Raw genomic sequence first — 20,698 nt, 5'->3', positions numbered from 1 at the left:
AAACGGGGCAATGCGGGTTCGCCGGCGAGGCGTCTTCGGAGGCCGCCGAGCTGTGTCGGAATGTCGCGATCGCTGTTGGATGTTTTATCCACCCTGATGCGGTCTAAACGCCGCATGCCACAGACCGGCGACCTCGCGGACACCTGGGAGCGGACCTCGCGGCCCGTGCCGCTCGAGGCGCGCCTGCGCGACGTCGCCGTCGAGGCCCGGCGCATGACGCCCCTGCGCCTGATCCTGGGCCTGATGACCGCCGGGATCGTCGCCCTGGTCATGACGCCGAAGGTCGCGGCGATCTGGATGGCGGTCTATGGGGCGGCCGAGGCCTGCGCCTGGCTGGCGACGGGCCCGCACGCCCGAGGCGGCCTCCTGACCCGCCGGGTCCGGGTGCGCGCCGGCGCGCTGCTGGTGGGGGTCTGCCTGTGCTGGCTGACCCTTGGCGTCATGCTGTCGCTTGGGGACACCCTGGCCCAGCGAACCTGCGCCATGGTGCTGTTCATGGGCTTCTTCGCCATGATCCTGCTGAGGTTCGTGGCCTCCCCGGTGACCTTCGTGATCGCCGGAACCATTCCGGCGACCGCCAGCCTGCTGATCATCGGCATGGCCGCCCATCGCGACTGGCGAGACCTGTTGGCCATCGCCACCGCCCTGGTGGTCTGCGGCGCCTTCGCCCTGGTGCGGGGCGTCCTGACCCCGTCCGCCCAGGCCCAGCAGCGGGCGATCAACGCCAGCCTCCACCGGCTGCAGGTCGTCACCGACAATGTCACCGACGTGATCGCCTGGCTCGATCTGCAAGGCCTGCACACCTATGTGTCGCCGGCCGTCGCCCAGGTGCTGGGCCGGCGGCCGGAGGACCTGATCGGCCAGACCCGCTACGCCCTTGTCCACCCGGACGATCACGACCTGATCCATGAGCTCGCCATGCGGCTGCTCCAGGAGCCGGATCGGTCAGAGGTCTACACCTGGCGCGCCCTGCATGCGGACGGTCACTGGGTCTGGATGCAGACCAGCGCCAAGATCGTCAGCGAGTTCGGCCGCTCCACAGGCTTCGTCGATGTCAGCCGCGACATCAGCGAGCAGGTCGCCAAGGATCAGGCCCTGCAGGAAGCCAAGGCCGAGGCGGAAGCCGCCAGCCGCGCCAAGGCGGAATTCCTCGCCAATGTCAGCCACGAGATCCGCACGCCGATGAACGGGGTGCTGGGCGCCCTGCAGCTGCTGGAGCACGAAGACCTGTCATCCGACGGACGTGAGCTGATCCGCCAGGCGGCCGACTGCGGGCGGATGCTGACCCAGCTGCTGAACGACGTGCTGGACTTCTCCAAGATGGAGGCAGGCCAGATGGAGCTGGCCGCCGAGCCCATGGACGCGGTCGCCGCGTTCGAGGCGGTGGTCGCCCTGCTGCACGACCAGGCCCGCGCCAAGGGCGTCGATCTCCTGAGCGAAGTCGCGGCCGAGGCGTCGTGGATCAGCGCCGATCCCGTGCGCGTCCGGCAGATGATGTTCAATCTGATCGGCAACGCCATCAAGTTCACCCGCCAGGGCCATGTCCGCGCGCGGCTCGAGATCATTCCGGACGCCGCGGGCGACCGGCGGATCCGCATGTCCGTCGAGGACACCGGCGTGGGCATTCCCGCCGACGCCCAGGCGCATCTGTTTGAGCGGTTCCGCCAGGCGGAGGGATCGAATGCGCGGCGGTTCGGCGGCACGGGCCTGGGGCTGTCGATCAGCCGCGCCCTGGCCCGCCAGATGAGCGGCGACATCACCTTCACCAGCGTCGAGGGCCAAGGCTCGACCTTCTGGCTCGATCTCGTGGCGCCGGCCGCGGCGCCGGTGGCGGCGCCCGAACCGGCCGAGGGCCCGCTGGAAGGGCTGCAGATCCTTCTGGTGGAGGACAACGCCACCAACCGGCTGGTAGCCGGCTCGATGCTCAAGCGCCTTGGCGCCCGGATCGACGAGGCCGAGGACGGCGCGGTCGGGGTGGAACGCGCCCGGACCGGTCGCTACGACCTGATCCTGATGGACGTGCAGATGCCGGTGCTGGACGGGTTGGAGGCCACCCGCGCGATCCGCGCCCTGGGCGGCTGGGCCCGCGAGGTCCCGATCATTGCGCTCACCGCCAATGTCATGACCCACCAGCAGGCGGCCTATCAGGCGGCCGGCATGGACGGGGTGGTGGCCAAGCCGATCAGCGCCCAGAGCCTGATCAGCGAGATCGTCCGGCTGCTGAGCGCGCCGGACGAGGCGGTCGCCGTCTAGCCGCCGTACGTCTCCATGTCCTCGTCGGAGATCTCGTAATTGCCGTAGACATTCTGGACGTCGTCGTCGTCCTCGAGCTGATCGATCAGCTTCATCAAGGTCCCCACGGCGTCACCCGAAAGCGGCGTGAGCGTCTTGGGGCGCCAGACGATGTGGGTGGTCTTGGCCTGGCCGAGCGCGCCTTCCAGGGCGGTCGCCACCTCGTTCACCGCATCGAAGGCGGTGAAGACGGTGTGGGTCTCCTCGTCGGACTCCACGTCCTCGGCGCCGGCCTCGATGGCGGCTTCCATGACGGCGTCTTCCGAGCCGGCCGAAGCGGGGAACACCAGCTGGCCCATGCGCTCGAACATGAAGGAGACGGCGCCCGTCTCGCCCATATTGCCGCCGTGCTTGGAGAAGGCGGAGCGGACATTGGCGGCCGCGCGGTTGCGGTTGTCAGTCAGGACCTCGACGATGATGCCGACGCCGCCGGGGCCGAAGCCCTCGTAGCGGATCTCGTCATAGGTGTCGGCGTCGCCGCCGATGGCCTTCTTGATCGCCCGGTCGATATTGTCCTTGGGCATGGACTCGGCCTTGGCGTTGTTCACGGCCAGGCGCAGGCGCGGGTTCATGTTGGGGTCGGGCATGCCGACTTGGCCGCCACGGTGATCTCGCGGCTGAGCTTGGAGAACAGCTTGGAGCGCACCGAGTCGGCGCGACCCTTGCGGTGCATGATGTTCTTGAATTTGGAATGCCCGGCCATTTCGTCTCGCGCTGGCTTTTTTTCGACAGACGGGGCTTCTAACTCTGGCGAGCGGCGAAGGCCAGCTTTGGCGCGTTTAGGGGGACGCGCGCCAGATCAAGGCGTTGTTCAGGGTGATGGTCTATGAAAGACCATCCCCAAGGGTGTGAGGATGAACTTGACCGATTTCCCCGACGAGATTCGCGGCGACATGCCGGGCGGCCGACCCGCCTATTGGGTGAAGAAGCCGCTGGTGTCGCACAAGGAAGCCGCCGCCCTGGTCGGCGCCTTCGCCCTGGGCGCCCTGTCGGTGGTGGCGGTGATCACGCTCGCCCGGCAGCTCCAGGGCGACCGGGACTAGGGGCGGCAGCCGGGTTCACTTCTGTAGAAGCGGACTTGGGTCGCGTGCGATCTCCGCCTCGAAGTAACTGTGGCAAGGAATGTCCGAACCGGAATGGGGGCTATCGGCCGCCAACTTGCGCAAGCTCGCCAGGTCCTGTTGGAGCCGTTCTCGTCGGGCCTGAGCTGCGCCGCCTGTGGTGTTGGAGTCGGGAAGGCTGTCCTGAATCGTCAGAGCCGCCGACAGATCGGCGACCGCCTCCGGCAGCCGCGCCGATTGCGCGTAAGCGCATGCCCTTTGAATGAAGGCATAGTCATAGGTTGGCCGGTAACTGAGCGCTGACGTGAATTCCTTGATCGCCTCGGGGAGACGCTTTTGCCCCAATAAGGCGCGTCCCCGATTGAATCGATACGCCATTCCCGCCTGAGGCCCCCTTCGGCGAACAATATCGTCCATGGCGGCGAGCGCGTTTGCATAGTCTCCTCGACGACGGTGAATTGAGCTGATCGAGATGTCCGACCAGAACGCCTCCTCCGGCCAACGCTTGATCACGTCCGCGTAGATGGATAGCGCCGCTTCGTCGTCGCCCAATAGGCTCAACCCTCTAGCCACGGCTGACGCCGCTTGCGCAGACTCAGGCGCCATGGACCGCCACCGCCGCGCATCCGTGAGCCCGGCGAAAAGCACCTGGTCGCGATCCAGGCCCGCCCGGACATCGAATGCTGTCTCGTAGAGCAGGCCGCTACGTGCCGCGAGGGCCATCGGTAGCAAAGCAGGCCTGAGGTGATCTGCGGCCAAAGCGTCGTCCAGCGACATCCGTGCCGCAGTCTTATCCCCACCCCGGCTGAGCGCCATGCCCCGCGCCAAGGCGGCCTCCGCGGTCGCTTGTGCGTCGGACGCCAAAACAGGTGTCGCGCTTGTTTGACCGGCAAGAGACTTCCCCCGGTAGCTCAGTTCGTGAACCAGGAGGTGCAAGCTGAGATCATCCGCAAAGATTCCGGAGTTCGGATCGAACTCTACGGCGACATGATCTTGGTTCGCGGCGGCGGCCTGAAGAAGGTTGAGCGCAGCGTAGGGCGAAATGCGTCCCCCGGCATCGAATTCAAATGTCATGCTTGACCCGTCGAGCCGAAAGCCGACCGTGCGACCGGTCTGTCCGATCTCGGTGACGACGCCGGAGAGGCGTCCCCAGGTCTGGGCCGCGGACGTCGAAGCAAGCGACGACGATAGCGCTATCAACGCCCAGAAGATCAATTTGCGCACGCCGGTCCCCCAAGAAGCCCCTGAAGACATCTGCCCTCGTGCAATATCGGTCAACCCGAGGTTGGGCTATCGCTTAGAAGTCCAGCCGCTCGATCGCCCCGCCGGACAGGCGGAAGGTCGCGTCCTGCGGCACGGCCTGGGCCAGGGTCTCGGCCCGGGGTAGGTTGGCGTAGACGCCGCGCAGGATGCGGCCGGAGACGCCGTGGCTGACGGCGATGATCCGGCGTTCGGGCTCGGGGGGCAGGGCGCCGAGCCAGCCGCCAAGGCGGGCGCGGGCGGCTTCGAAGCTTTCGCCGATCGGGGCGGTGAAGGCCCAGCCAGTCTCGCCGAAGGCCTCAGGATGTTGAGCCTTCAGATCGGCGCGCAGCCGGCCGTCCCATTCCCCCCAGGACAGCTCGATCAGGCGGTCGTCGGTCTCGATCGCCGGGGCGCCGAGGGCCTGGCGGATGGCTTCGGCGGTGTCCTGCGCCCGGCCGAGCGGGCTTGAGATGATCCGCCAGCCGGCGCCGCCCTCGGTAAGGCGGGCCAATGCCGCCCCGGCCTGGCGGGCCTGGTCGCGGCCGAGTTCGGTCAGGGGCGAATCGACATGGCCCTGCAGCCGGCCCTCGGCGTTGAAGACCGTCTGGCCGTGGCGGACCAGATAGATCATGCGGCGACCGGGGCGCAGGCCAGGCGTTCGCTCACCCCGCCGGCCAGGCGGAAGATGGCGTCCTGGGGCGTCTCCTGGCGGATCGTCTCGGCCTCGGTCAGGCCCAGATAGGCGCGGCGGACGAAGGTCCCGGAAATGCCGTGGCAGACCACGATCAGCCGGCGTTCGGCCTCCGGCGGCAGGCTGGCGAACCAGGGATCAATGCGCCCGGCCATGTCGGCGAAGCGCTCGCCGCCGGGCGCCTGGAAGAACCAGTCCGGCGCGTTGAAGGCCTCGGGCTCGCGGGCGCGCAGGTCGGCGTAGAGCTCGCCCTCCCAGGCGCCGCAGCCGACCTCGATCAGGGCCGGGGCGATCTCCACCTCCAGGCCCAGGGCGGCGCCGACGATGGCGGCGCTTTGGCGGGTGCGCTTCAGCGGACTGGCCAGGATGCGCCAGCCCTCCGGATCGCCGATCTCCGTCTTCAGGAGATCGGCCATGGCCCGGACCTGGGCCTCGCCATGCGGCGTCAAGGTCGATTCCAGTTGGCCCTGGAGCCGACCCTCGGCGTTGTAGTCCGTCTGCCCGTGACGCAGGAGGTAGATCACTTCTTGCGGCGCACGACCGGGTGGGAGCTGGAAAGGCCGCCGTCCACCGCGATGACCTGGCCGTTGACGTAGGATGCGTCGTCCGAAGCCAGGAACAGGGCGGCGTGGGCGATCTCCGACGGCACGCCGTAGCGGGTCATCGGGTTCAGCTGGCCGATCTTGTCCTCATTGCCGCGGGCCCGCGCGCCGTCGAAGATCGGCTTGGTCATGCCGGTCTCGATCAGGCCAGGCGCGATGGCGTTGACCCGCACGCCGGCGCCATAGAACTCATTCGCGGCAGTCTGGGCCAAGCTGATCACGCCGGCCTTGGAGGCCGAATAGGGCGAGCCGCCGGCGCCCGAGCGGATGCCGGCCACCGAGGCCGTGCAGATGATCGAGCCCTTGCCCTTGGGGATCATCACCTTGGAGGCATGCTTCACCAGGAGGAAGGCGCCGATCAGATTGACCCGCAGGACCTCGGCCCAGAAGGCGGCGTCCTGTTCCTCGAAGGGCGTCCAGCCGCCGGAGATGCCGGCATTGGCCCAGGCCACGTCGAGGGACCCGAACTCCTTGACCGCCGCAGCGACCAGGCTTTCGACAAAGGCCTCCTCGCCGGCGTCGCCGGTGAGCGAGACGACCTTGCCGCCGGCGTCCTTCACCATCTGGGCGGTCTCATGCACCGTCTCGGCCTTGTCGGCGATGACGAGATTGGCGCCTTCCTGGGCGAACAGGATCGCGCTCGCCCGGCCGATTCCGGAGCCCGCGCCGGTGATGATGGCCGTGCGGCCGGTCAGACGTCCCATGGTCGTTTCCTTCTGGTCTTTCAGGTTCAGTTGGCGCGCGCGGCGGCGGCCAGGATCGCGTCGGCGACGATGTCGAACAGGGCCGGCGGCAGGTCGTGGCCCATGCCGGGGATCACCCGCAGCTCCGCGCCGGGAATGGCGGCGGCTGTGGCCTCGCCGCCCTTCAACGGGACCAGGGGGTCGTCGGCGCCGTGCAGCACGACGGCCGGGACCCTGAGCTGGCCGAGCCGCGCGGTGCGGTCGCCGTCGCCGCGGATCGCGCCCATCTGGCGGGCGCTGCCGGTCGGGTTGAAGGCGCGGGTGTATTCGGCCACGGCGCGGTTGCGGAGCGCACCCGCGGGCCAGGGATAGGCGGGGCTGCCGATCACCTCTGCGTTCCGGACCTGGAAGGCGATGAAGGCGTCGAAATCGGCCTTGGGATCAGGACCGGCCTCAGTCAGCACCGCGCCCGCTTCCGGCGTCGGATCGAGCGTGCCCGGGGCGCCGGTCGCCGACATGATCGAGGTGAGCGAGAGCGTGCGGTCGGCATGCCCGATCGCCACCGCCTGGGTGATCATGCCGCCCATTGAGACCCCGGCGATGTGGGCCTTGTCCGCGCCCACGGCGTCCAGAACCGCCATGGCGTCGGCGGCCATGTCGGAGAGCGCATAGGTCTCGCCCGGCTGGAACCAGGTGGAGAGGCCGGTGTCGCGATTGTCGAAGCGGACGGCGCGGTAGCCCCTGGCCGTGAGCTTGGCGCAGAACGCCTCCGGCCAGCGGGTCATCTGCGAGCCCAGGCCGTTGATCAGCAGGATGGTCTCAGGACCGTCGCCGAAGACTTCGTATTCAAGCTCGACGGCGCCGTTGCGGGCCTTGGGCATGGGTTTCCTCGTTCCTTTGTTCCTCCCCTCTTGGGGGAGGTGGATCGCCGCGTCAGCGGCGAGACGGAGGGGGCCTCAACTCCGGCGCGGAGTCAAAGTCCCCCTCAGTCCGCTGCGCGGACAGCTCCCCCAGCGGGGGAGCAACCGCTTCCTTACGGAACCAGCACCACGCGGCCGACGGCGGCGCGGCTTTCGATATAGGCATGCGCCCCGGCGGCGTCGGACAGGGGGAAGACCTTGTCGATGACGACTTCCAGTTCGCCCTTGGCGGCGTCCTCGATCAGGGTCTGGATCATGTCATGGACCCGGTCGGTCATGATCTCGGCGCCCAGGAAAACCCCCGACAGCGAGCGGTTGCCGCCCATCATCGAGCCGACATCGACGACCATCGGCTCGCGGCCGGCGGCGCCGACCATTGAGACGCGGCCGCGATAGGCCAGGCTGTTGATCGAGCCCTGCAGGGTGGCGCCGCCGACCGAGTCGACGACGACATTGGCGCCCTTGTTGTCGGTCAGGCGCATGACCTCCTTGGGCACTTCGTTCTTCACGTAGTTGATGCCCTGGTCGAGGCCGAGGCGCTTCAGCTTTTCCAGCCGCTCGTCCGAGGAGGCGGTGGCCAGGATCAGGCCCGCGCCGGCCCGCTTGGCCAGCTGAATGGCGGCGACGCCGACGCCGGACGCGCCGGCCTGGACCAGCACGGTCTCGCCGGCCTTCATGCGGCCGTACTCGAACAGGCAGTCATGGGCGGTGCCGAAGGTCACCGGAATGGCGGCGGCCTTCTGGACGTCATAGCCGTCCGGGATCGGCCAGCAGTTGCGGGCGGGGACGGAGCGCAGGGCCGCGTGGCTGCCCCAGTTGTTGACGGTGGCGACCTTCTGGCCGACGCGCAGATGGGTGACCTCGTCGCCGACCGCAATGATCTCGCCGGCCGCCTGATAGCCGACCACGTGCGGGTTGGTCATCAGCGGGCCGCGCCAGCGGTTCAGGGTGTCACCGCCCTCGATGGCGATGGCCTCGACCTTGATGATCACGCCCTTGGGGTGGAGCTGCGGATCCGGAACGTCCTCGTACTTCAGGACCTCGGGACCGCCGTTCTCGTAATAGACCGCAGCCTTCATGATGCGCCTCCTAATCAATCAAACAAATGTTCGAACGCAGGCTTGTCACGCTGGCCGATCACGGGCAAGCCCAAGAAATCTAATCCGGCAGCCTTAGGGGAGGGGCCGATGGATCTGGCCAAGCCGCGTGTCGATATCGGCCTGTCGACCAACAGCCTCGAGCCCATGCTGGCCTTCTGGCAGGGCGAGGCGGGCGTGCCCTTCGATCATGTCCTGAAGATCCGCCGCGGCCAGGACCAGCACCGGCACGACGCCCTGGGCTCGGTGCTGAAGATCAACCACATGGCCGACCCGCTGCCGGACAATCCGCCCAGCGGCTATCTGGAGTTGCTGATCGCCCGGCCGGGCCTCGCGGCGCCCCGGGGCCTCGCCGATCCCGACGGAAATCGCGTCACCCTGGTTCCGCCCGGTCATGAGGGGATCGGCCAGATCGGGATCCGGCTGGGCGTGCGCGATCTCTCCGCCCACCGAAAGTTCTACGCCGAGGGGCTTGGCCTGGCCGAGGAGCCCCATCCGGGCGGGGCGGCCTTTCGCGCCGGCGAGACCCTGCTGATCCTGGAGGAACGGCCCGACGCTCCGTCCGATGCGGTGTTTCCGGGCAAGGGGTGGCGCTACATCACCTTCCAGGTCTTCAAGGTCGACGAGGAGCATGCCCGCGTCCTGGCCCAAGGCGGTCGCGAGGCCATGGCGCCGACCACTCTGGGGACCACGGCCCGCATCTCGATGGTGCGCGACCCCGACGGAAACTGGATCGAACTTTCCCAGCGCGCCTCAATCGTGGGTTCATTGGCTTAGCCGCCAGGACCGCTAAGGTGGTCGGATTCGATTGAGGCTTCCCCCGGCCCATGCCCGATACACGGAGTGACGACGCCCCCGGCGATGAGATCGCCTTGGTCATCGAGGCCATGTATCAGATCGCCGCCGATCCCGACCGCTGGGACCAGCTGGTCGAGGCGCTCGGCGAGGCTCAGCCCACCGACGATGTCCCCGCGGCCGCCAAGATGGGACTGGCCCAGAGCCGGGAGATCGCCCGCCTGGTGGGGCGCGCCGACGACGCCGCGGTCGCCCCGGAGCCGGCCTGGCTGGTGCTGTCGCGTCGCCGCCGGGTGGTCGCCGCCGGCGCGACGGCGGCCACGGTGCTTGAGGCCGGACTGGGTCGCATGGCCTTTGGCGAGCCCCTGGCCTTCGACGATCCCGCCAACAGCTGGGCCCTGGAGCAGGCGCTGGAGCGCGTCCGTCAGGAGCCGGACGGCCAGACCATCCTGAGGCTGGAGCGCGATGACGAGCGGGGGCCGTGCTTCGCCTATCTGACCCCGGCCTCGCGCCTGCCGGAGCTGGGCGGGCGGGCCGTGGCGCTTGACGACGACCAGGCCGTCGCCCTGGTGTTCCCGGCGGCCGAGGAGGCGGCGCGGCTGTGGACGGGGCTTCGGGAAAGCTTTGGCCTCACCCCGGCGGAGGTCCGGCTGGCGCGCAAGCTGAGGGACGGTCGCAATCTGAAGGACGCCGCCGACGAATTGGCCGTCAGCGTCAATACGGTGCGCAACCAGCTGCGCTCGATCTTCGAGAAGATGGGCCTGAAGCGCCAGAGCGACCTGGTGCGGGCGCTCGCCGAACTGTCCCAGATGGCCCGGCTGATCGAGGCCGGCGCCGCGGCCCGACCCGGGCCCGGCCTGGCGTCCCCGCCGATCGAGGCCCTGGCGCTCTCAGACGGCCGGCGCCTCACCTATCGCGCCTACGGACCCCGCCAGGATCGCGTGGTGCTGATGTTCCACGAGGGGCTGGGCTCGTCGTTGCTGCCGCCCGGCCTGTCCGAACACGCCCGGCGCCTGGGGGTCCAGGTGATCTGCGCCGACCGCCCGGGATTTGGCGGCTCCGATCCGCATCCCGACTACAGCTTCGACAATGTCGCCGCCGACATGGTCGAGTTGTGCGACCGCCTGGAGCTCGATCAGGTGGCGATCGGGGGCATGCTGTCCGGCGCGCCTTCGGCCCTGCAGACGGCGGTTCGGCTGGGTGACCGGACCAAGTGCGTGCTGCTGATCTCGGGCCGCCCGCCGCGCCCGTCTCAGATCGAAGGACCGCAGGATCCGATCAACCTGTTCCGCCAGAGGATCGAGAGCCATCCCTGGGTGGTGGAGACCCTCTATTCGATCATGCGGCTGCGCATCTCGGCCAACCTGATCCGCCGGTTCGTCCGCTCGTCCGCCGCAGGCTCGCCCGGCGATCAGGCCTTTCTGGAGGCCAATCCCTGGACGGTCGACTATGTGGCCGCCTATGTGACCGAGGCCCTGTCGGTGACCACCCAGGGCGCGGCCGACGAGCTGAAGGCGTTCCGGCGCGCCCGCAACATGACCCTGGCCGACCTGAAGGCGCCCCTGCGGATCTGGCACGGCGAGGAGGACCAGTTCGCCCCCCTGCCGGCCCTCATGGGTTTCCTGGGCGACCGGGCGCACGAGGTGAAGATCGTGCCGGGGACCGGGCACTTCCTGGCCCTGAGATACTGGCGCGAAATCCTCGAGGAACTGGCCCAGGCCGCCTGATCATCCGCGCGCGGCATAGTCCGTTTGGATCATGCGCCGCCTGCGACAACCCGCCACAACCGTCTGGCTTAGACCCGCCCCCAAGGGTCGCCCCCAGACGTCCCCCGCACCCCGTCCCGGTCGCCTGTCACGGCCGGGACCCCGGCGCCAAAGGACCCTGCGCGGCCAAGAAGGGGCTGGCGCAACACTGTTCAGGCCGGGGGGCCCCATGAAGAAGATCTATGTTCCTGCCGTGGCGCTCAGCGCCCTGATGCTGGCCGCCTGGGGCGCGCCCAAGATCTCGGCGCCGACGCAGCTGAAGGCGCCGACCCCGATCGAGGGCTCGGCCGGCAAATACGCCTCGCCCTTCACCTCCGACGGGGTGACCGCGGGCTGGGTGACCAAGTCCATGCAGGTCAAGGCGGCGGGCCAGATCGGCTCCATGGCCGGCAACTACGCCGGTCAGAAGGCCATGGAGAACGTGCCCTTCGTCGGCGGCTTTCTGGGCAAGAAGGCGGGCGAGGCCATGGGCCGTTCGATCGCGCTGAAGTCCATCGGGGGCGAGGAATATCTGCGCTCGTCCACCGACCTCAGCTTCAACTCGCTGCAGGACATGGCCGTCTACATGTACGTCAACTACTCGACCAATCCCGAGTACCAGAAGATTCTGGACGCGACCTACGCGATCTATCCGGAATTCCAGACCGCCTACATGCCGGCCCTGCAGGCCGCCTCGGCGCAGTGATCTCCTGACCCTCCCGGCTGCGCCTGGGCGCGGCCGGGGTTCTTTCCGGCCCCGTGCGCGGAGGCCGCCGCCAAGAGGGCGACCATGTCATCCAAGTCCATCTCCGCGGCGTTCGCCGCACTCCTGGCGCTGAGCGCCGTCGGGCCGGCGCTCGCCGCGCCCAAGCTGAAGCCCCAGGGCTCGGCCACGGTCTACAGGGACACCACCTCGCCGGACGGCGTGAAGGGGGTGGGCACCGAGAGCCAGGACATCGTCTCGATGAGCGACGCCATGGTCCGCGATCTGCTGACCGTCCCGGAGCTGATGAACCGGCCGACGCCGCCGCGCATCATCGTCGATCCGAAGTTCTTCCGGAACGAGAGCTCGGAGATCATCGACAAGGCCCTGATCACCGACCGCATCCGGGTCAATCTGATCCGCTCCGCCCAGGGCCGCATGCGGTTCATCGGCCGTGAATACGCCGCGGCGGTGGAGGAAGAGCGCGACCTGAAGGATTCGGGCAAGGTCGATGTCGGCACCACCGGCCGCACCAAGGCCCAGGCCGGGGCGGACTATCGCCTGGTCGGCCGGATCGGCACCCGCGACGCCGTCGACACCAAGACCGGCGTCACCTCGCGCTTCAGCCAGTACACCTTCGAGCTGCTCGACATGGAGTACGGCGAGATCATCTGGTCGAACCTCTACGAGTTCAAGAAAGAGAACCGCGACGACGTCGTCTATCGCTAGGCGCGCGACGATGTCGAAGCTCGCCCCGCTCAGCGTCGCCGCGGCCCTGGCCTGGTCCGCCCCGGCGCTCGCCGCCCCGCCGCCGCCTGTCCTGCCGCCGGTCGCCTATGACGCCGGACCGGAGGAGTTCGCTCAACGTCTGACCACGGACGTTCCGACCAATCGGGTGCTGAACCAAATGGAGATCGGCGCCCGGGCGTTCTGGCGCGCCGACTATGCGACCGCCAAGCCGGCCCTGGACGACGCCATCGCGCGGATCGACGCGGTGTTCGCCGACAGCCCGACGGCCGCCAATGCGCGCAAGCTCTGGTACGACGAGGGCTCGAAGGACTTCAAGGGCGAGCCCTATGAGCGCGCCATGGTGTTCCTCTATCGCGGCCTGATCTATCTGCACGACGCCGACTATGAGAACGCCCGCGCCGCCTTTCGCCGGGGCCTGATGCAGGACGCCTTCGCCGAAGAGGACCAGAACCGGTCCGACTTCGCCCTGCTGCTCTATCTCGACGCCTGGGCCAGCCACCTGAACGGCGACACCGACCTGGCGGCCGAAACCCTGGAGCAGCTCAAGAAGCTGCGTCCCGATTTCGGCGGGTTCGGCGAGAAGGACGACACCCTGGTCTTCGCCGAGACCGGGCTCGCCCCGCGCAAGCTGGGCGACGGCGCCAGCCACAGCTTCTTCGTCTACCGCCGCGGCAAGCCGATCGCCGAGAACCAGGTCCAGGTGATGAACGGCGCGGCGCCGATGCAGGCCTATCCGATGGAGGACCTCTACTTCCAGGCCTCCACCCGCGGGGGCCGGGAGATCGACAAGATCCTGGCCGGCAAGGCCCAGTTCAAGGCCGCCACCGGCGGGGTGGGCTCGTTCCTGGCCGACACCAGCGTGGCGCTGTCCTCCAACAGCTCGGCCTTCAGCGCCGACGGCCAGTATGGCGGGGCCGTCGCGGCCGTGGGCGTGGTCTCCGGCGTGCTGCTGATCGTGTCCTCCTCGACCAAGCCCCAGGCCGACACCCGCGCCTGGTCCTCCCTGCCCGACACCGTCCACGTGCTCACCCTGGCCGCGGCCGGCAAGCCCCAGACCCTGACCGCGCATTTCCTTAAGGGCGGCGTCGCCGTCGAGGGCGAGGACAAGCCCATCCGCTGCGAACTCGACGCCAACAAGAAGCAGCTCTGCCTCGTGCGCGCCCACTAGATCCAACAGGAAACGGAACCCAGATGACCCAGACCCAGCTCCTCAAGCGCCTGTCGATCCTCGCGGCCGTGGCCGCGGCGACGGCCGGCCTGGCCGCCTGCGAGACCCCCGGCCCGGAAGGCGGCGTGCGGATCGACAATCAGAACGACGTGCGGCCGACCCTCAACACCGTGCGGGTGATCGACAACACCCTGGCCCGCTACAAGAACATGTCGAAGACCAAGGTCGACAGCCTGCTCGACGTCGAGGGCGCCTATCTCTCCACGGGGCCGACCGGCTTCAAGAAGATCACGGTGCAGATCCGCAACAAGACCGATGTCGCCATCCCGCTGGAGGTCCGCGCGTCCTGGTACGACACCGCGGGCGTCCCCACGGACCAGGCCCAGTCCTGGACCCGCCTGTTCGTCCAGCCCCAGGCCATGGTGACCTTCGAGCAGAGCTCCACCCGCCTGACCTCGGCCCAGTACTATGTGGAGGTCCGCGGCGCCCAGTAGCGCCCGGGCCTCGATCCCCGGAGGGTTCGATGTCGATCACGCCCAAGCTCATCACCGCCGCCCTGGCGGGTCTGGTTCTCGCCGGGCCCGCGGCCGCCCAGATGCGGCCCGAGGCGCCGGCCGTGACCTATCGCGAAGGCCTGCCGGCGGTGAACGCCCCGGCCCCGAGCGCCAGTCCCGACGCCGGCAACTACGCCGCCTCCAGCGCCTTCGCGCGCTGGTACCAGGCGGCGGGGCGGCCCTCGATCCTGCTGTTCTGGAACCGCGAGCTGCTGGAGGACGCCACCAGCCAGTATGACAGCGTCCAGACCGGCGCGGTGGTCGGGGCCAGCCGCTCGGACGCCGTCTCCGCGTCGAGCGCCAGCACCGTGGGGATCGCCGGCTATGGCGTGGCCGCGGGCCAGGGCGATCGGGTCGCCGCCTCCAGCCGAAGCACCGGCGTCGCCGTCCTGACCGAGCAGCGTCAACGCCAGGAGCGCTCGACCGAGTCCCGCTACGCCCTGGCCGACCCGACCTACGCCCACGGGGTCGAGTCGGCGATCTTCTCCACCTTCCTGTCGGCGGGGGCGAAGATGGTCAGCCGCGAGGCCCTGATGCGGAAGATCTCCACCCAGAAAAGCCGCGAGGACCGCCTGGACATCCAGTATCTGGAGACCCTGGCGATGGGGCAGGGGGTCCAGTACCTGATGGAGGTCCTGCCCGACAACGACCCGGCCTCGCCCACCGGCGTCAGCTTCACGGTCCGGGTGACCCACCTGCCGACCTCGACGGTGAAGGCCCAGTTCGTCACCTCGGGCGATCCCCCCAGGGGGCAGGCGCAGTGGACGGCGGTGAACGGCGCCGGCTTCGAGAAGCGGGCGGCGACGTCTCGCCAGACCCCGCAGCTGGTCGGGGCCCAGATCGCCTACGACACCATGGTCAAGCTGCGCTGAGGCGTGGACGGTTCGGGCGCCGGGAGCCGCCCGTGCCCCGTCCTTCGGGACGGGACCAGAACGGCCGAGCTTGGGGGAGTTTCGGTCGGGCCTCCGAAGCGGGCGCAGTCCACCAAGAGGACTGCGCCCGTCTTGTCTTGCCGCCGGGCCCCGCCTCGACGATCCTGACCCAAAGACAAGATTGGGGAGCGAGACGATGGGACGGCGCGCATTGGTGCTGGGCGGCGGCGGCCCGGTGGGCATCGCCTGGGAATCCGGCCTGATCTCGGGGCTCGCGCGGGCGGGGGTCGATCTGGCCCAGGCCGATTTCATCCTGGGCACCTCGGCCGGCAGTTTTGTCGGCGCGCGCCTGGCCCTGGGCGCGGACGCCGCCACCCTGGTCGATCCGATCCTCAACGAGCCGCCGCCGGCGCCACGCGCCCAGACCGACGCAAAGCCTGCGCCGCCGGCAGATCTCACCGTGCTGATGAAGCTGATGGCCGAGGCTGGGGCGGGAACGCGCGATCCCCAGGCCGTGCGGGTCGAGATCGGCGACTTCGCCAAGGCCGCCCAGACCCCGGACGAGGCGGCCTATATCGCCAGCTTCGGCCGGTCGTTCGCCAGCCTGGCCGAGGACGCCTGGCCGACCCGCGGCTATGCCTGCACGGCGGTGGACGTCGACACCGGCGCGTTCGTGCTGTGGACCGCCGACAGCGGGGTGGGCGTGACCCGCGCGGTCGCTTCGTCCTGCTCGGTGCCCGGCGTCTACCCGCCGATCACCCTGAAGGGCCGGCGCTATATGGACGGCGGCATGCGCTCTGGGACCAACGCCGACATGGCCAAGGGCTATGAGCGGGTGGTGGTGATCCAGGTGCGCACTGACGCCTCGGCCGGGGCGGCGGCGGACGCCTATGCCCGCCGGTTCGAGGCCGAGATCGCGGTGCTGCGTGACGCCGGCGCGGAGGTCGTGGTGCTGGCGCCCGACGCGGCCTGCCAGGCGGCCATGGGGATCAATCTCATGGACTTCCGCAAGCGGGCCGACGCCGCCCGCGCCGGTGTGGCGCAGGGGGCTGACGCCGCGGCGGACTTGCGCGCCTTCTGGGCCTGACGCATTAGCGGCGGATTATTCCGTTGCGCCGCCGCCTCCCCTGACCGCGGCGCCCCATTGCGATCCGAGGCTATTTCCATGGACGACCTTTCGGGCGCCCCGTCCGCCCTGCTGGACTTCGACGCCGCCCTGCCGCTCACGCCCAAGAGCCCCCGCGCCTGGGAGAGCCAGGTCGACAAGCGCTATTGGAACGCCATCGGCCCCTGGGGCGGCTGGACCATCGCGCTCTTGCTCAAGGCCGTGCTGGCCGAAGCCGATCACAACGGCACGCCGGTGGCCATGACCGCCAACCTGATGGGCGGGCTGGACGAGACCCCCCTGACCGTCACCACCCGGCCCGCGCGCCAGGGCCGGTCCATGGAGTTCTGGACCTCGGAGCTGACCCAGGGCGAGGGCGCGGCCGCCATGGCCATGGTCACCCTCGGCCACCGCCGCGATACGCTGTCGGCCCACGAGGCGGACATGCCCGTCGTGGCCCCGCCCGAGGCGATGGAGGTTCCGGAGCGTCGGGGCGGCCTAGCCTTCGGCGCCATGTTCGACTTCCGCCCGGCTGGCGGCGCCCAGATCCTGCAGGAGAACGCCGACACGGAGACCCTGACCTGGGTGCGCGACGGCCAGGGCCGGGCGCTGGACTATCCGCTGCTGGCGGCCCTGGCCGACGTGTTCGCGCCGCGCATCTTCTATCGCGAGCCGGTGCGCCGGCCGGTCTCGACCGTCTCGATGAGCGTCTATTTCCACGCCACCCCGGCGGAGCTTGAGGCCGTCGGCGGCGACTTCGTCCTGGCCCAGGCCAAGGCCCGTAGGTTCGAGGCGGGCTTCTTCGACCAGACCGGCACGCTCTGGAGCCGCGACGGCCTGCTGCTGGCGACGACCGAGCAGCTCTGCTGGTTCAAGTAGGAGCGGCTGCTCCCCCCTTGGGGGAGCTGTCAGCGAAGCTGACTGAGGGGGCTGTCCCGGAGGGACGGATACGGTCGATCCGCCGTGACCGTCCGCCAAAGCGGCCGGCCCCCTCCGGCCCTTCGGGCCACCTCCCCCAGCGGGGGAGGAACGGCCCTACCCGTTCTTCAGCACATAGGACCGGATCGCGGCGATGATCTGGTCCTGATGATCCTCGGTCAGATAGGGGTGCATGGGCAGGCTCATGACCGTCTGCGCCTTGGCCTCGGTGACCGGCAGGCCGCCCGGGGTCGGGTAGACGGAATAGACGCCCTGCTTGTGGATCGGGATCGGGTAATAGACCGCGGTCGGGACCTCGGCGGTCTTCAGATGGGCGATCAGGCCGTCGCGGTCGTCGGTCTCGATGGTGTACTGGGCCCAGACCGAGACCCCGCCCTCGATGACGGTCGGCGTCTTGACCACGTCGGACAGGCCGGCGGCGTAGCGGTCGGCGACCCGGTTCCGCGCCTCGATCTCGTCGGCGAAGATCGACAGCTTCTGCAGCAGGACGGCGGCCTGGATGGTGTCCATCCGGCTGTTCATGCCGATCCGCATGTTCAGGTACTTGGGGTCGTGGTCGAAGGTGCGGCCTTCGATGTCGGACTTCACCGCCTGGCCGTGGACGCGCAAGGACACCAGCAAGTCGTGGAAGCCGGCGTCCTTGGACAGGATGGCGCCGCCGTCGCCGTAGCAGCCCAGCGGCTTGGCCGGGAAGAAGCTGGTGGTGGCGACGTCCGCCCAATGGATCGGATGGTGGCCGTTCAGCGTGCAGCCGAAGCCTTGGGCTGAATCGGCGATCAGCTTCAGGCCGTGCTTGCGGGCGACCAGCGCGATGGCCGGATAGGCGGCCGGCTGGCCGAACAGGTCGACGGCGATGACCGCCTTGGGCGTGAGCTTGCCCTCGGCCTTGATCGCCTCGATCGCCGCGTCGAGCTTGACCGGGTCAAGGTTGAAGGTGTCGGGCAGGATGTCGACGAACACCGGCGAGGCGCCGACCAGCGGCATGACCTCGGCCGTGGCCGCGAAGGTGAAGGACGGGCAGAAGACCGCGTCGCCGGGGCCGATGCCCCAGGCCATCAGCGGCAGCTGCAGGGCCTCGGTGCCCGAGCCGCAGGAGAGCACGTAGGGCGCGTGGCCGAACTCGCCCAAGGCCTTTTCGAACTGGGCGATCTCCGGACCCATGATGTAGGCGCCGGAGCGGACCACCTTGAGAATGGCGTCTTCCAGCGGCTGGCCCAGGCGGGCGCGTTGGGTCTGCAGGTCGATGAACGGAATAGGCATGCGGGGAGTCTGACCCTGTTCGAAACGGCGCGCCATATGCCACGCGCCGCCGACCCGCGCCAAACACGCTTGTTTTCGCAAAGTTTCGGGGGTCAGGCCCGGGTCATGCGCGCCGCCCCGCCCATGGCCGGATCGCTGACGCTGTCGCGGCCGGTCTCGATGCGCCCGGCCAGCCGGCGCAGGAAGCCGGGCGCGGTGGGGCTGGTCACCGCCAGGTCGTACCAGCCGCCGGTCGCCTTCAGCGGCCAGGTGTGGGTGGCCGTGTCGCCGGGCGCCAGGGTGGCGGTCCAGGGCGTGTGGGCGTCGGCATAGGCCTGGGGCGAGACCTTGGCCTCGATCGCGCTCTTGCCGGTGTTGCGCAGCACGAGCGTCAGGCTGTCGGTGCTGCGCTGGGGGGCGAGCAGGGCCTCGAGCGGCTGGGTGGCCTGGCCGGTCATGTGGCGATGGAAGCCCGCCGGGCCCAGCACCCAGAGATCATAGGCGCCGGCCCTAGCGGCCCAGACGCCCTGCAGGCGCTTGCCGGCGCCCACCGTGTAGCGGCGGGGCGGCAGGTCGAGGGCAAGCCGGTCATAGACATGGAACACCGCCCCGGCCTTGCCGGTGTTGGCGAAGGTCAGGGTGACCGTCTCTCCCGTCACCTGGGCGCCGGCGTCCAGGCGGTAGGGCAGGGCGCGGGAAGGACGGGCGCCGGCGGCCTGGATCGGGGCTTCCGGCAGGGCCGGGGTCGGCGGCGCGGTGCGGCCGGGCAGGGCGCGGGCGCGGGCGGCGGTCTCCGCCGTCTTGGGCAGGGACTCGAAGAACGGCGCGTCGTTGGGGGTCTTGAAGTCGAAGGCCGAGGTCAGGTCGCCGCAGACCGTCCGCCGCCAGGGCGTGATGTTGGGCTCCAGCACCCCGAACCGGGTCTCCAGGAAGCGGATCACCGAGGTGTGGTCGAAGACCTCGGAATCGACCCAGCCGCCGCGGCTCCAGGGCGAGATGACATACATCGGCACCCGCGGGCCCAGGCCATAGGGGCGGCCCATCAGCTCCGGCCGTTCGGCCTGGGGATCGGCGGTGCTGGCGACCAGGTGATATTCGCCTGCGGTGTCGGTGGTCGAGGCGCCGAGCAGGCCGCCCGAGGCGTCGCGCGACGGCGGGGCCGGCGGCGGCGCGTGATCGAAGAAGCCGTCGTTCTCGTCGAACATCACGAACAGGGCGGTCTTGGCCCAGACCTTGGGATCGGCGGTCAGCGCATCCAGCACCTGGGCGGTGAAGTCGGCGCCCTGGGCCGGGCTCGACGGGCCGGGATGCTCGGAATCGGCGGCGCGGGCGATGATGTAGGACACCTGGGGCAGCTTGCCGGTGACGACGTCCTCACGCAGGCCGTCGAGCATGCGGGTGGTCAGCGCCCGCTCCGCCAGGCGCGGATCGGAGCCGGGGACCTTGTCATAGGACTCGCGGAACGCCTTGAACCCGGCGAGCGGATTGTCGGTGAAATTGTCCGCCATGTCCTGATAGAGCCGCCAGGAGACGCCGGCCTTGTCGAGGCGCTCGACATAGCTGGTCCAGCTGTAGGACCGGGCGTGACCGCCGGCCGAGACGAAGCGGTCGTGGGAATTGGCCATGCCGGGCCCGCCGTCGCGGCCCGTGGGGTCGTTGGTCCCGGTCCACAGGAACAGGCGGTTGGGATTGGTCCCCGACAGGATCGAGCAATGATAGGCGTCACAGAGGGTGAAGGCCTCGGCGAGCGCGAACTGGAACGGCGCGTCGGCGGCCTTGTAATAGCCCATCGAATGCTCGGTCTTGGTCACCGGCCAATGGTTCATGCGGCCTTCGTTCCAGGCGCCTTGCGCGTCCGGCCACAGGTGCGGCGTGCCCTCCACCCGCATGTGGGCGAAGGTCTGCACGGTGTTGAGGTGAAAGGGCGCGATCAGCGGCAGGCCGGGCGGCTTGTTCAGCTGGGTCCAGACCGTGGCGTTCTTCAGCCCGTCCGTGTCCGGCACGGGAATCGGGAAGCGGTCGCCGAAGCCCCGCACCCCGGCCATGGAGCCGAAATAGTGATCGAAGCTGCGGTTCTCCTGCATGAAGATGACCACATGCTCGACGTCCTTGATCGTGCCGGTGCGCACGTCGGCGTCGATCGCCCGGGCTCGGGCGATGGCGGGGGGCAGGGCGGCGGCAGTGGCGGCGGCCATCAGGAAGCCGCGGCGATCGAGACTGGTCATTTGCTCACCCTAACG

The 20,698-nt window shown here is 69.4% G+C and carries 19 protein-coding genes and 1 pseudogene; 11 read left to right on the top strand and 9 right to left on the bottom strand.

Annotation, left to right across the window (positions count from 1 at the left end):
- Positions 1–114 precede the first annotated feature (114 nt).
- Positions 115–2,253, top strand: a complete 2,139-nt coding sequence (locus tag MQH10_RS05460) for a hybrid sensor histidine kinase/response regulator (protein ID WP_242563057.1) — start codon at positions 115–117, stop codon at positions 2,251–2,253.
- Here MQH10_RS05460 and MQH10_RS05455 read toward each other — a convergent pair.
- Positions 2,250–2,995, bottom strand: a pseudogene (locus MQH10_RS05455) (YebC/PmpR family DNA-binding transcriptional regulator). The gene MQH10_RS05460 and the pseudogene MQH10_RS05455 sit on opposite strands and share 4 nt — an antisense overlap.
- A 151-nt stretch (positions 2,996–3,146) precedes the next feature.
- On the opposite strand from MQH10_RS05455, the gene MQH10_RS05450 reads away from it, so the two are divergent.
- Positions 3,147–3,335 (top strand): hypothetical protein, encoded by a 189-nt coding sequence (locus MQH10_RS05450; RefSeq protein WP_242563056.1) that lies wholly within the window; start codon positions 3,147–3,149, stop codon positions 3,333–3,335.
- A gap of 15 nt (positions 3,336–3,350) precedes the next feature.
- Here the strand turns inward: MQH10_RS05450 and MQH10_RS05445 are convergent, their stop codons facing one another.
- From MQH10_RS05445 to MQH10_RS05420, 6 genes are all read right to left on the bottom strand, one after another.
- The gene (locus MQH10_RS05445) at positions 3,351–4,577 is read right to left on the bottom strand and encodes a tetratricopeptide repeat protein (protein WP_242563055.1); all 1,227 of its coding nucleotides are present in this window, start codon (positions 4,575–4,577) and stop codon (positions 3,351–3,353) included.
- Positions 4,578–4,650: 73 nt separating this feature from the next.
- Positions 4,651–5,226, bottom strand: coding sequence for a histidine phosphatase family protein (locus MQH10_RS05440; RefSeq protein WP_242563054.1), 576 nt, complete (start codon positions 5,224–5,226; stop codon positions 4,651–4,653).
- Positions 5,223–5,810 (bottom strand): histidine phosphatase family protein, encoded by a 588-nt coding sequence (locus tag MQH10_RS05435; protein WP_242563053.1) that lies wholly within the window; start codon positions 5,808–5,810, stop codon positions 5,223–5,225. Before MQH10_RS05435 ends, MQH10_RS05440 begins: the two co-directional genes overlap by 4 nt.
- Positions 5,807–6,592 (bottom strand): SDR family NAD(P)-dependent oxidoreductase, encoded by a 786-nt coding sequence (locus MQH10_RS05430; protein ID WP_242563052.1) that lies wholly within the window; start codon positions 6,590–6,592, stop codon positions 5,807–5,809. The genes MQH10_RS05435 and MQH10_RS05430 overlap by 4 nt, the downstream gene beginning before the upstream one ends.
- 26 nt (positions 6,593–6,618) lie before the next feature.
- Positions 6,619–7,452: an alpha/beta fold hydrolase gene (locus tag MQH10_RS05425; RefSeq protein ID WP_242563051.1), complete on the bottom strand. Its 834-nt coding sequence runs from the start codon at positions 7,450–7,452 to the stop codon at positions 6,619–6,621.
- Between the two features lie 152 nt (positions 7,453–7,604).
- Positions 7,605–8,570 carry a quinone oxidoreductase family protein gene (locus MQH10_RS05420; protein ID WP_242563050.1) on the bottom strand — a complete coding sequence of 322 codons (966 nt, stop codon included), beginning with the start codon at positions 8,568–8,570 and terminating at the stop codon, positions 7,605–7,607.
- Positions 8,571–8,678: 108 nt separating this feature from the next.
- Here MQH10_RS05420 and MQH10_RS05415 point away from each other — a divergent pair, with 108 nt between their 5' ends.
- From MQH10_RS05415 to MQH10_RS05375, 9 genes are all read left to right on the top strand, one after another.
- Complete coding sequence (locus MQH10_RS05415; RefSeq protein ID WP_242563049.1) at positions 8,679–9,365, top strand: VOC family protein; 687 nt, start codon at positions 8,679–8,681, stop codon at positions 9,363–9,365.
- Positions 9,366–9,415: 50 nt separating this feature from the next.
- The gene (locus tag MQH10_RS05410; protein WP_242563048.1) at positions 9,416–11,110 is read left to right on the top strand and encodes a bifunctional helix-turn-helix transcriptional regulator/alpha/beta hydrolase; all 1,695 of its coding nucleotides are present in this window, start codon (positions 9,416–9,418) and stop codon (positions 11,108–11,110) included.
- A gap of 208 nt (positions 11,111–11,318) precedes the next feature.
- Entirely contained in the window at positions 11,319–11,834 is a 516-nt protein-coding gene (locus MQH10_RS05405) for a hypothetical protein (protein WP_242563047.1), read from the top strand.
- Between the two features lie 84 nt (positions 11,835–11,918).
- A complete protein-coding gene (locus MQH10_RS05400) occupies positions 11,919–12,560 on the top strand; it encodes a penicillin-binding protein activator LpoB (RefSeq protein WP_242563046.1) in 642 nt (213 codons plus the stop codon).
- 10 nt (positions 12,561–12,570) lie between these two features.
- Positions 12,571–13,749 (top strand): COG3014 family protein, encoded by a 1,179-nt coding sequence (locus MQH10_RS05395; RefSeq protein ID WP_242563045.1) that lies wholly within the window; start codon positions 12,571–12,573, stop codon positions 13,747–13,749.
- Positions 13,750–13,772: 23 nt separating this feature from the next.
- Positions 13,773–14,243, top strand: a complete 471-nt coding sequence (locus MQH10_RS05390; protein ID WP_242563044.1) for a DUF1425 domain-containing protein — start codon at positions 13,773–13,775, stop codon at positions 14,241–14,243.
- Positions 14,244–14,272: 29 nt separating this feature from the next.
- A complete protein-coding gene (locus MQH10_RS05385) occupies positions 14,273–15,175 on the top strand; it encodes a hypothetical protein (protein ID WP_242563043.1) in 903 nt (300 codons plus the stop codon).
- A gap of 196 nt (positions 15,176–15,371) precedes the next feature.
- Entirely contained in the window at positions 15,372–16,262 is an 891-nt protein-coding gene (locus tag MQH10_RS05380; protein WP_242563042.1) for a patatin-like phospholipase family protein, read from the top strand.
- 78 nt (positions 16,263–16,340) lie between these two features.
- Complete coding sequence (locus MQH10_RS05375; protein ID WP_242563041.1) at positions 16,341–17,159, top strand: thioesterase family protein; 819 nt, start codon at positions 16,341–16,343, stop codon at positions 17,157–17,159.
- Positions 17,160–17,315: 156 nt separating this feature from the next.
- On the opposite strand, the gene MQH10_RS05370 is transcribed toward MQH10_RS05375, so the two are convergent.
- The gene (locus MQH10_RS05370) at positions 17,316–18,479 is read right to left on the bottom strand and encodes a DegT/DnrJ/EryC1/StrS family aminotransferase (RefSeq protein ID WP_242563040.1); all 1,164 of its coding nucleotides are present in this window, start codon (positions 18,477–18,479) and stop codon (positions 17,316–17,318) included.
- A gap of 92 nt (positions 18,480–18,571) precedes the next feature.
- Positions 18,572–20,683, bottom strand: coding sequence for a phosphocholine-specific phospholipase C (locus MQH10_RS05365; protein WP_242563039.1), 2,112 nt, complete (start codon positions 20,681–20,683; stop codon positions 18,572–18,574).
- Between the last annotated feature and the right edge of the window lie 15 nt (positions 20,684–20,698).

Source organism: Phenylobacterium aquaticum (assembly GCF_022695515.1).
GTDB classification, from domain to species: Bacteria; Pseudomonadota; Alphaproteobacteria; order Caulobacterales; family Caulobacteraceae; genus Phenylobacterium; species Phenylobacterium aquaticum.
This window is presented reverse-complemented; position numbering and strand designations above follow the sequence as displayed.